Origin of the sequence: Olsenella sp. An188, assembly GCF_002160255.1 — a bacterium.
Taxonomy (GTDB): domain Bacteria; phylum Actinomycetota; class Coriobacteriia; order Coriobacteriales; family Atopobiaceae; genus Thermophilibacter; species Thermophilibacter avistercoris.
The window spans coordinates 154,498-165,909 of sequence record NZ_NFKF01000006.1 but is presented as its reverse complement, the minus strand read 5'-3'; the positions used below and the strand labels follow the sequence as shown (position 1 = coordinate 165,909).

Below are 11,412 nucleotides of genomic sequence, written 5' to 3'. Positions count from 1 at the left end.
GTAGTAGACCATCGGCTTGTCGTAGACGGGCAGCAGCTGCTTGCTCGTCACGAGGGTGAGCGGGTACAGGCGCGTGCCCGAGCCGCCCGCGAGGATGATGCCCTTCATGCGGCGCTCCTTCCTTAACTTCATTGTGCGCTTACTGCCTAAATGGCTTCTCGCACCACAAACTTCACCCGCCGATTTTTTGGTCAACAAATGTTTTGATTGGAGTGAGAACCAAGCTCTCGGCGTATTCGTTTTTCGTAAGCATTGTCCAGAGCAGCGTAATCAGCGTAAACGTTACCATGCCCACGGTTATTTCGACGAGAACCCCGACGACGTCTTCCTCAACAAACCCGGCGGACATTCGCACAACGCCCAGCATAATCAGCCCGTTTACTAGACTTGGAATGTTTTCCTTAATCCAGCGTTTTATTGGAAGGCTTTGCCTCACTGCAACCGTTTGTGCAACACAGACTGTAATTTCTGCCAAAAGTGTTCCAACAGCGGCCCCAAAAGCGCCGAACCGAGGAATAAGGATACAATTTGAGGCCAGGTTAACAACCGCTCCAAGCATAACTGAAGATATGTAGGAGCGATCTTTGCCCGTTGGAATTAGCCATTGTGTACGTATTACGTTTGCCCATGCCATAAACGGCATATCTAGCACTATTACAATCATAAGTATCGAACACGGATCATATCCCGGTCCAAAGAATACCGGAGCCAATTCGGGAGCTATTGCCGTTAGTCCAAAACAAAATGCTGAAGACAGCAGCATGGCAAACCACATGGACGGCGCCATATGTTCTATTGCCTCGAACTTTCTGCCGCTTGCAAATAAATTTGATGCATGCGGTAACATGACTGTTCCTAATGCAGTAATTACTGTAAAAGGCATATTTGCAACTTTATACGCGTTTTCGAAGTACCCAGTCTGCTCCATTGTGCTCATTTGTCCAAGCATTACCTTGTCAAGCACTGTATAGAGAGAAACCGCAACCACAGGAATGAACAGTACTAGGTTCGGTTTTATATGGCTCAACACCCCTCTGATTTCAACCTTAATGGGAGGCACTCTTTTAATTGCCGCAGGCCAAAGCACTAGAGCCGAAATGATGAATTGAGCTGACATGATGCAGACATATATTTGGAGCGCATTCTCACCTTGCACTAAAGCGAGCGTGGCAAGAACAGTAATGATTTTAATCGCCGTATTTCTTACCGTTGTAAGCTTGAACTGCTCAAGGCCAAAAAATAGCCAGTTGATGTCAAGTCCTGCTGAGATGACATACGGAACCCAGATTAATGAAACGACCCGGTCGTCTGCAAACTCCAGCGAATATACTGTATATATTACAGTGCACGCCACTGATAGAGCAAATTGGAGTACCCATATGCTCCAAAAGACTTCTCTGAGGTGCCTAGGGTTACTCCTATTCTTCGCAACCTCCCTATTCCCATAGTTGTTCACGCCGAGCATCGCAACCAATACGAAGTAATACGCAACAGAATACGTATAAGAATACGTTCCGAGATTGGTCGCACCCAGCACTCTTGAGACAAAGGGAGCCGTCACGAGAGGGAGAATCAAGCTTAATATTTGATAAGATAGATTGTATATAAAATTGTGTCTGATGCTCATCTTTAATCATCCGCGGCATTTGGGTGGCCGACATTACCGTTTGAAATCTGACCTCTAGGAAAGTCCGCATACGTTGCCATCAGCAGCACTGATATTGACGGCATAAAGAGCCACGTCTCTAGCATCCCCAGAACACAAATCAGTGCAACCATTGAGCACATCAGAGCATCTTTGCTGGAAAATGCTCGTCTAACCAACAACCCATATACAGCAACGATCGCAATCAATGAAAGCACGCCGTAATGAAGCAGTAGATGGATATACGCGTTATCCAAGACTGATGCCGTTAATCCAAGAGCAGCCGCGTCTTGCGTGCTGAGGAAATGTATTTCTTGGCCGAACGGAGGAATATCATGGCTTCCCAAAAACCAGCTCGCACAAGATAGCCTCCCGCTCAGCCATCCATCAATAACCTGAAATAAACCTTTATCTTCGTACGCAAACGGAAGAAACACGCCCGCAAACACGCAGAGCAGACAAACAATCAATGAGGCATGCAGAGCCACTCGACTATTTACACGATGAATTAGCAACCACATCGCATCCATGATAAGAATAGAGTAGGCGGCTGTTCTTGTATCGACAACAAGCAGCAAAACAAGGGCAACTCCCGCAAACGCCAACGCTCTCCCAAATGGTTGCTTCTCACGATGGCTTAACACGTAGCTCGAGCACACGGCAAGACAAGTCGCACCCAATCCATTTTGACTGGCAAATCCAAACGATCGACGTATCCTTGTAGCCCCTGATTCTGTCACCGAGACAACTGTGGCGTTGTCTACAAATCCTAGTAAGGAGGAGAGCACAACTATACACCCTACTGCCACAGCAGTAGTGTAGAGCACTTTGCATATTTTATTAAAATCTACTTTCCTTGCCCCCACAACCATAATTGCAAGGTCGAGTATTTTTGAGTCGAAGCTATATTGAGCCGTAATCATACCAACCATGATTAATGCAGAGCAGCTTAAGGCTGTTGCACCATCATAGCTAATCATTATTATTTTAATAATAACCAATGCAAAAGCAGAATACTTGAGTAGCGTTACTGCCTTTGGGACAACCGTGTTGCTTTCAGCAAGCAGGGAAATTCCCAGTATAGAGGACACTTCGTATAGGAATAAGCCCAGCAGATAGAATATCTCTGCCTTATTCAGGTGCTTCGAGTTCCAGATTTGGATAAGCCCTTCGACACCTATAGCCGCTGATTGGAATCTCCTTACGCTCAAGCTAGCCGCCCCTATCTGCCTCTTTGTACGGAGCTTCTCCGTACAAGTGAGCTGACTCTGTTGGAAACAGCTATCGAAATATACTTGGCCAGCACTTCTGGCCTGACGGATCTTTTGAGACTTGCTCTAAAACACTGCTCTGAGTGCAAGGCATTAATTGAGCCAGTATCTTTGTATAGCTCTCCAAGCCACGCCAAAAATACAGCATCCGATTTCGCGTGCTCGCTATATTCGCACTGATACTTAGTGTGAATGTACTTACATGCTGGAATTAGCAGCTCATCCTTTGACGTAATGCTATCTTTAAGTATCCTTTGTGTCACCAGTACTTCAGGCACATATGTAAATACGTACCGTTTAATGAGTTGGATTCCAAGATCCCAATCCTGAAGTCTCTTTAGTCGCTCGTCAAACCTCACCTCATTAAAGCACTCAGCACGTGCAACCACCATTTGGGTACTAATAAAGTTACCCTTAAGCAAGGCTTCAAGACTAATCCCGTCCTGTCGAGGAGAAACCACGTTCGCGGCTCCGCTTAACATGTTTACGCTCAACATTTTGCATATGCATACGTCCGCCCCGGTAGAGTCTAACGCCAGCACCTGCCTCATTAATTTGTCGCTCTCCCAAAGATCATCGCTATCTTGAAAGGCAATATAATCTCCACTCGCTAGGTTAATTCCCGCATTTCTTGCAGAGCAGGCTCCGGCATTGTCCTGCCGCTCATATCGCACCCTTGAATCACGGATGCTTTTAACTACTTCGCACGTGTTGTCAGTTGAGCCGTCATCGATTACGAGTATTTCGAGATTCCGATACGTTTGAGCCAACACGCTTTGAATCGATTCGGATATGGTGTTTGCCCGATTGTATGTTGGTATGATTACTGAGACAAGTTTTTCGTCACTCATATGCCTTCGCCTACAACCGTCCAAGCAAGAACTTCGTTCGAATTAGTAGTGTGTCCATGATTGATGTGGAGCCATATTTTGAACTCAGGGCCCACTCAATCTTCCCGTGAGCTGTGTTTCTGTACTCTGCAAGCGATCTGAGCATCTCTCTATCCTCTGAATCCATAAAATTGGAATAGCCGCTCAGCAGTCGCGTTGCTGCGAGCTGGCATTCATGGGCGGGTGTTTTAAGGAAAATATTGCGTAACGAGGCTCTTTTGAAATCCATTCCGGGCAACTGTTCGCCCAACTGATTTAGCCCGCTAATCCTTCTTAATATGTTTGCACTCTCCAGGTCATAAATAACATGACCGCAGTAAAATGCGACCTGGTGACACCACGCGTCATGATATGTCGCAAAGCATGTTTGGGGCGCTTGCTGGAGCAACCTCACCATTGAGCCATTCATTACCATTGTGCAGCCTGAATAATAGTTTCGCACTACTGGTGTTGCCCGTAAAAATGTATGAAGATTTAGCCCTCTAAGCTCCCGTCTTCGGTTTTGTAAGCTTTCGTCAACATTAATTAAATCTGAACAATACAAAATCGGATGAGATTTGTGTTGGGTCCCCTCCCTGTTGAGCTGCAGTTCTTTGCTGTTTATTTCAGCCCACGCTTTGCCCAACTTTTCTGGTAGCCAAACATCATCCTGATCAGAAAATGCATATAAATCATATGCATTCGCATCCACTCCATACAGCATTCTCATGAAGTTCTGGTTTGATCCAAAGTTGGTTCTGTTGACCGCATATTTTAGAGGATAATTTCTGTTAATGTATTCTTTGCATATTTCGATAGTTTCATCAGTCGAAACATCGTCGGAAATCATCACTTCAACTTCTATATGTCTTTGGGAAAAGATTGAGTCGAGCTGTTCCCTCAGATACTTCGCCCCGTTATACGTTGCCATCATGACCAGGGCCCTCGGCACAGCTCTTTCGGAATTCATCTGTATGCTCACCGGTCATTCTCGTCGGGCAGTTCATTGTTATTTTGCAACGCTTTACGCACCGCCTCAAGGTACCTGTAGCCATACTTTTCGTCAGGCTCAAGGTGACCGCCTTCAGCCCATTCGTTCCAAGCAGTAATAAACAGCATGTCGGAGTGATAGACCTCCCGTGCCCTTTTTATCTGACATGTTAAGTACTTTTCGAACTTCTCGGGAGTTGATTCAAAGTATATCTTTGCGTTTTTGCCTCTTCTCGGAGTGTTGTCAAAACCCGTAAATGCCCCGGGTATACTTTTTTTGCTTACCGGCCTTCTCGTCAAAATGCACTCCCAGGCATCATCATAAGAAAGAGGCCTATTCCCACGATTAATGATTCCCTGGCCTACGTTGAGTAAATCGATTCCGAACAGTTTTCCTAGATTGTTTGACAAGCTTCGTCGAATTGCGCGCAGATACTTATGCTTACTCTTCGTCATGTCACGATAAGCGTAAAGCGGCTCAAACTCGATATCAAATGCGAACCTGCTATCGTCTTTATCGTGAATCAAATCGAAGTCAACGTTTTGATACCCGAATGCGATTCCATTCTCAAAGCCTGCCTCAATGGCAAGCGCGTTCCAATAGTCGAGCATCTCGTTTAGGCAGGGTACAATTTCAGGTCGATAGATAATAAACAGCGGCCTACCCATGCCATCAACGATATATCTTTTATCTCGAAGAAACGGGAGAAGGTACTCGAAGTGATCCCTCCACTCGGGCTCGCCACCATATGTTTGCGGCATTAAAACCTTGTTCTCTCCAACCCAAGCTTTTGTCCACGGCTCGTTTGCCCAAGAAATGCAGAACGGCAGATCAAGGGTCGGATCGGCAAGCATCTGTTCCATCGGCTTCTCTAAGAGCAGCTTGCCATTAAACCAATAATGGTAGTAACAGAACCCGTACACTCCGTATTCTTTTGCAAGAGCAATTTGCCAGCGTTTTGTTTCGTCATCCAATAGGTTGTAATAGTTGTCGTTGAGAGGAACATGTGGCTGATAATGGCCTGAAAATTGTGGCGTAGCTTTTTTTACGTTTACCCATTCGGTAAACCCATCGCCCCACCACTTATCATTTTCCGGGATATTGTGAAATTGCGGGAGATAGAAAGCGATTACCTTCAATATGGGTCTCCTTAGGCTATTTCCAACGGTTAATGTAGGGGTAAATTCGATATAGAAGCGGTCGGGCATAGCGGAACAGAATCAACGCCAGCTTGAGTTTTGTCCTCGCACGTCTATTATTAAGCACTTCCGTATATTCATTTAATATTAGATCACTACACTTACTTCTAATCTCTTGATATTTCTCATCAATTGGAGCGCGCAGTAAAACTCTCAAGGAGCAGTTCGCTCTGTAGCACTTCGCGGCTAGGTATAGTATCTCGTCTTTTCTATAGCGCTCGCAATATTGGTCACATATTTCAAGAATGTCACAGTCTCTTTGATCAAATATTCTGTTTGTTATACTATTTTTTCTATGGACGTATCCATATAGTCTTGATTTGTTCCACACTATTTTCGAGCATCCCTCGAATAATGGCCCCATAACAGCGATGTCCTCAAATAGTTTCCCCTCCGGGAACCGAATTTTATCAAAAATCTTTGTTCTATATAGCTTTCCACATGCTGACGGATAGATGCCATCTTGATAAAGGACATCTAGAATCGCTGCTCTGTAGTCATAGCAATCAGTTTGGTTCGAGTAACAAAACTCCGGTTCTTCATTTTCGGCAATATGCTCTGGATCAATCGAGACTATCTCAGCGTCATACTTATTTGCCAATTCAAACAACGTGAAGAGTAGGTGTGTGCTTACGACATCATCACCATCAATGAAGGTAATCCACTCGCCACGAGCCACGTCAATTCCAGCGTTTCTTGCGCCGGAGAGACCCTTATTCCTCTGATGAATCACTCGGACCGTGTCGTAATCAGCAGCATACTGATCGCAAATTACTCCGGACTGGTCCGTCGAACCGTCATCAACGAGAATAATCTCCGCATTATCGAATTCTTGCTGAAGGACCGAATCGACGCAGCGCCGCATATATTTTTCCACGTTATAGATGGGAATAACTACGCTTATTTCTGGCTTATTACTCATATCTAGCCGACTGTTCCTCTCACAAAAAGGTGCTCATACTTATCAGCAATCCTGCGCCAGCTGTACGCTTCAGCAATACGACGCGACGAAGCCTCCCCCAGCCCCTCGATCTGCCCCTCATCAAGCGCGTCGGCGTAATCAATCAACGCGGCTAGGTTGCCGGAGTCTTTCGTCCAGTACAGTGCGGCGTCCTCGGCCACCTCACGGTTGAAGCCCACGTCGAGCAGCAGGTTAAGGTCAGTTGATCCCAGTGCCTCGAGCAGGCTCGGGTTCGTTCCGCCCACTTCGTGACCATGGAGGTATGCATAGGCGTTCTCGCGAATTTTCATGAGGAGCTCCTGGTCATAGACCGTTCCCACGAACCTAATCCGAGGGTCGGAGCGAAAGTGGGTCCTCTGCTCTAGCTCGTCAAGGAACCTGTCGTTGACGTTCGTGATAAGCGCAAAGTCTCGATTGGAGCCACTCTTCATAAACTCGCGAATCATCGTCTCATAATTATTCTCGGGAACAAAGCGTCCTACCACAAGATAGTAGGACTTGGACGCCAGGCCCCTCTTAGCGTACCAGTCGAGCAACTTTGGATCGTCATCGGCGAGCTTGCTCTTACGCGTCTCGGCGCCGTAGGAGATGTAGGTTGTCTTGGGGTGGCACTTCACGTATTCCACGTTGATGTACTTCTCGATGCTCTTGCTATCGCAAATCAGCAGGTCGCAATGCTTGACCATAAGCCGCTCGGACAGCTTCCAGTACCTGCGCACTGGGGCACTCCACTTGGCACGCATCCACTCATGACCGTCCGGATTGACGTAAAGCTTGCCACCCAGTCGGTGAATCTGGCGTTCAAAGTGCGCACAGAAAGGCCCAATGCGGCACGCCAAGACGTAGACGATAGGATGCGCAATTTTGTGCTCACGGATGTACGCGACGCATCTTTTGAGCGCGCTCACGTCATAATAGATGGCTTGTGCGGGGCCGATGTCGGGCACCCTCACCTTGAAACAGTGGGCATTGTGGTATTCGAACTCGCCGACTTCCCTGGCCTTGCAGGCAACGTGAAATTTAAGGTTGAGTTTGTCCTGGTGGTACTCCGTAAGCTTGTCCACGAAGGTCTCGTAGCCTCCATAGCTACCCGGGATGCCCTTGGACCCCACGATGAAGACATGCTGCACTACGCGGCCCCCTCACCCGTGAAGATGACCTTTACGGTCCTTGCGATGAGCTTGAGGTCGTAGAGGAAGGACCTCTTATCGATGTATTCGAGATCGAGATTGACCATGTCCTCGAAGCTCAAATCGGAACGTCCGCTCACCTGCCAAGGACCCGTGAGACCGGGCTTCACGGTAAGCCGCCGGAAGTCGCGCGATTCGTACTCCGGAATCTCCCTCGGCAGCGGCGGACGCGGACCCACCACGCTCATCTGGCCCAGCAGCACGTTCACGAACTGCGGGAACTCGTCGATGGAGTGCCTCCTGATGAAGCGGCCGATCATCGTCACGCGCGGGTCGTCCTTCATCTTGAACATGGCGCCCTCGACCTCGTTCTTGTCGAGGAGCTCCGCCAGGCGCTCGTCGGCGTCCGCGTACATGCTGCGGAACTTGTACATGCGGAAGGGGTGGAGGGTCCCGTCGCGGTCGATGCGGCCCATCCTGATCTGCGAGTAGATAGGGCACCCCGGGCTCTCTAGGCGGATGGCCAGGCAGAGCAGCGCCGACGGGATGGCCGCCACGGCTATGACGGCGGCGGAGAACGCTATGTCGAAGGCGCGCTTGGCAATGCGGTAGCCACGCCGCCCGAGCTCGGGTCGATAGTGCGTGCGAAAGGTGCCGTTGGCGGCGGCGTCAACTATCGACGGGTTCTTCTCGCCGAGTAGGCCGGTGGAGCTAAGCACGTTTTCTAACGATTTCGAGTCCAACCTTGATCCTCTTGGTTCTGCCGAACATGTGCACTTCCAGCTCGGCGGTGCGCCGATGGCGGTCAATGCGTGCTATCTGGGCCTCGTGGCCACGCAAGGGGCCCTTGGTCACCAGCACGCGGTCACCCTCGATGACGCCTTCTGACATCTCGACCACGTGGGTCTGGACGTTGGTGAAGGCGTTGAGCCATGCGACCTCGTCGTCCGTCAGGGGAATGAACGAGTCCTCGCTGTTGCCAAGGAGACGGGTAAACGCGGGCACGCTCGCGAGCCTGTGCGCAAGCGCCGCGGGGTCGGTCGTCTGGACAAAGATGTATCCGGGGAAGAGAACGCCCCGGCAGAGCCTCCACTCGCCGTGGATCTTCTTCATGGCCTCGTACGCTGGGGTATAGCAATCCTCGGCCACGTCCGGCAGCAGGCGCAGCACGAGCTGACGCGCGCGCTCTTCCCGGCCACCCGTGACCTGAATCACGTAAAGAGAGGACTTGGCCATGGCATCACCCTCTTTCAGCAAGGCTTCGCCATGTGCCGCTCCCGGCAACAACTGCGACTATTCATTCTCCTGGCGGCCGCGACAACGCGCACCCAGCGACGATTGCCCGCCGGAAGGATATGTGAGCCCCGCGCCTGCGGGACATGCCCTCGGGCCGCAGGCGGCCGTCAGACATATGCAGCAGACATCATCGCATAACCCGGAGGCGTTTCTATGCCCCCTTGAATAAATTCAGCGCAATCTTACAGAGGGGTGAAAGAACCGGGATAGTTAAATTATCATTTATTAATGACTGGCGAGAAGGACCATGGTGCGGGAGATCTTGCGCATTCTGGAATGCACGTGGGAAACACGTGAATGTCCGGCCGCTCCGCTACGATGGGGCGTGAAGGCAACGGAAGAGGGACCATGGCGCGACACTTCACGGAAGACGACGAGACGCAGGCCCTGGGCGCGGACGAGACGGTCCTCGCGCCCTCGGACGAGGCGACGGTGCTGCTGGGCGCCGCGTCCCCCGAGGACGAGGCCACCACGCTGCTCGGCGCCGCCGGCGCGGGTCCCGCGGGCGCGTCGGGCCTCCCCTCCGACGACGAGGACACCGATGTCCGCTGGGAGCCCATGTCCGACGAGGAGTGGGCCATGACGATGGCCGCCCCCGAGCCGGCCTCCGAAACCGGCGCGGCTGCCGCCGTGGACGAGTGGCTCGAGCCCTCCTCGACGCTCCTCCAGCCTCGCGCCGTTGGCACCGTCCCCTCCCCCGGAGACACCGCGCCGGGGCCGCGCGTTGCCGTGGCGTCCCCGAGCACGGGAGAGGCGGGAGGTGCGTGGGAGCTCGAGGCGGCCGCCGGTGGCGCGGGGCCTGCGGGCGGAGGCCCTTCTCGCCGCGGCCGCGAGCCGCGGGAGCATGGTCCCCGACCGGCCCGGCACGGCTGCCTCTCCTTCCTGCTCTGGCTGGTCATGCTGGGCGTCCTTGCCCTCATGGCGCTGCGGATGCTGCCGTCGGAGCTGGCGAACGGGCGGCTGGTGCCCGAGGTGGTCTCGTTTGTCCCGTGGCTGTTTGCGCCCATCCTTGCGTGCCTCGTGCTGGCCGCACTGTGGCGCCGTCGGCTGCTCCTGGTGGTCACCGTCGCGGCCCTGGCAACGATGGCCTGGTGGCACCGCGGCTTCCTGCTCCCGGGATCGAGCGTCTCCGACGCGGCGGCGCTCACGGCGCAGACGGCGGCCGATACCTCGGACAACGTCGCGCGCGTCATGACGCTCAACACCAAGAACGGCGACGCGTCCGCGGAGGAGGTCGTGGCCCTCGTGCGCGAGAAGAACGTCGAGGTGCTCTGCCTCCAGGAGCTCTCGGACGAGTTCCTGAGCGAGCTCGCCGCTGCCGGCATCTACGACGTGCTGCCGTACTACGTGATCTCCGACGCCGCCTCCGAGGTGAGCAACGGAGGTCGCAACGGCATCTGGACGATGGCGCCCATGAGCAACGTCTCCGGCAACCTCCTGCCCATCGAGACGAGCTCCATGCCGGCGGGGACCATTGAGATCGGCGGGCGGGCGGTGCGCGTGGTGAGCGTGCACCCCAACTCGCCGGTACGCGGCGCCCAGGACCTCTGGGACGAGGGGCTTTCCGTGATTGGCTCGCTCTCCGACTACGACCACACCTACCTGGTGATGGGCGACTTCAACTCCACGTGGAACCACGCGCGCTTCCGCGAGCTGCTGGGGAGTGGCTTCGTTGACGCGGGCGAGCAGGCCGGCGAGGGGTTCCACATGACCTACCCCTCGGGCGCGCTGCCCTCGCTCATCGAGATCGACCACATCGTGTACGCGCGCGACTCCGGGATCGTGGTGAGCGAGCTGGAGGCCGTGGAGGTCAGCGGGACGGATCACCGGGCGCTGATCGGCGTGCTCGAGGTGTCGTAGCGAGCGTTCGAGTCGGCGTTTGGGCCGCACGCAGGCGTATGCGGGCGGTTGTCTGTGGTTTTTTCCGAGCAGCTTAAGTACTACCTTTCTGGTGCCATTTCTCTACCTGCAGTTTTGCTGAGCCGGAGCGCGCTGATACTTTGGGTACCCCGAAAAACCACTGACAACCGGTTGGCAGGGTCCGGAAGAG

At 52.4% G+C, this 11,412-nt stretch carries 11 protein-coding genes; 1 reads left to right on the top strand and 10 read right to left on the bottom strand.

Annotation, left to right across the window (positions count from 1 at the left end; all coding sequences use genetic code 11):
* The 10 genes from B5F23_RS07840 to loaP all read right to left on the bottom strand — a co-directional run.
* Nucleotides 1-108 (bottom strand): sugar phosphate nucleotidyltransferase (locus tag B5F23_RS07840; protein WP_275083209.1); only part of this gene is annotated, 108 nt, incomplete at its 3' end.
* Nucleotides 109-172: 64 nt separating this feature from the next.
* Nucleotides 173-1,627 carry a flippase gene (locus tag B5F23_RS07835; RefSeq protein ID WP_087353416.1) on the bottom strand — a complete coding sequence of 485 codons (1,455 nt, stop codon included), beginning with the start codon at nucleotides 1,625-1,627 and terminating at the stop codon, nucleotides 173-175.
* A gap of 2 nt (nucleotides 1,628-1,629) precedes the next feature.
* Nucleotides 1,630-2,856 carry a hypothetical protein gene (locus tag B5F23_RS09610; protein WP_143786390.1) on the bottom strand — a complete coding sequence of 409 codons (1,227 nt, stop codon included), beginning with the start codon at nucleotides 2,854-2,856 and terminating at the stop codon, nucleotides 1,630-1,632.
* A gap of 11 nt (nucleotides 2,857-2,867) precedes the next feature.
* Nucleotides 2,868-3,767 (bottom strand): glycosyltransferase family 2 protein, encoded by a 900-nt coding sequence (locus tag B5F23_RS07830; protein ID WP_087353414.1) that lies wholly within the window; start codon nucleotides 3,765-3,767, stop codon nucleotides 2,868-2,870.
* A 10-nt stretch (nucleotides 3,768-3,777) separates the two neighbouring features.
* Nucleotides 3,778-4,767, bottom strand: a complete 990-nt coding sequence (locus B5F23_RS07825; RefSeq protein WP_087353412.1) for a glycosyltransferase — start codon at nucleotides 4,765-4,767, stop codon at nucleotides 3,778-3,780.
* Entirely contained in the window at nucleotides 4,764-5,915 is a 1,152-nt protein-coding gene (locus B5F23_RS07820) for a glycosyltransferase WbsX family protein (RefSeq protein ID WP_087353410.1), read from the bottom strand. The genes B5F23_RS07825 and B5F23_RS07820 overlap by 4 nt, the downstream gene beginning before the upstream one ends.
* 16 nt (nucleotides 5,916-5,931) lie before the next feature.
* Nucleotides 5,932-6,897 (bottom strand): glycosyltransferase family 2 protein, encoded by a 966-nt coding sequence (locus B5F23_RS07815; protein ID WP_087353408.1) that lies wholly within the window; start codon nucleotides 6,895-6,897, stop codon nucleotides 5,932-5,934.
* A 2-nt stretch (nucleotides 6,898-6,899) separates the two neighbouring features.
* Entirely contained in the window at nucleotides 6,900-8,066 is a 1,167-nt protein-coding gene (gene cps2T / locus B5F23_RS07810) for a beta 1-4 rhamnosyltransferase Cps2T (protein ID WP_087353406.1), read from the bottom strand.
* Nucleotides 8,066-8,785 carry a sugar transferase gene (locus B5F23_RS07805; RefSeq protein ID WP_241145834.1) on the bottom strand — a complete coding sequence of 240 codons (720 nt, stop codon included), beginning with the start codon at nucleotides 8,783-8,785 and terminating at the stop codon, nucleotides 8,066-8,068. The genes cps2T and B5F23_RS07805 overlap by 1 nt, the downstream gene beginning before the upstream one ends.
* The gene (loaP, locus tag B5F23_RS07800) at nucleotides 8,778-9,302 is read right to left on the bottom strand and encodes an antiterminator LoaP (RefSeq protein ID WP_087353404.1); all 525 of its coding nucleotides are present in this window, start codon (nucleotides 9,300-9,302) and stop codon (nucleotides 8,778-8,780) included. The genes B5F23_RS07805 and loaP overlap by 8 nt, the downstream gene beginning before the upstream one ends.
* A gap of 408 nt (nucleotides 9,303-9,710) precedes the next feature.
* Between loaP and B5F23_RS07795 the strand changes: the two genes are divergently transcribed.
* The gene (locus B5F23_RS07795) at nucleotides 9,711-11,222 is read left to right on the top strand and encodes an endonuclease/exonuclease/phosphatase family protein (protein ID WP_087353402.1); all 1,512 of its coding nucleotides are present in this window, start codon (nucleotides 9,711-9,713) and stop codon (nucleotides 11,220-11,222) included.
* The last annotated feature ends 190 nt before the right edge of the window (nucleotides 11,223-11,412 follow it).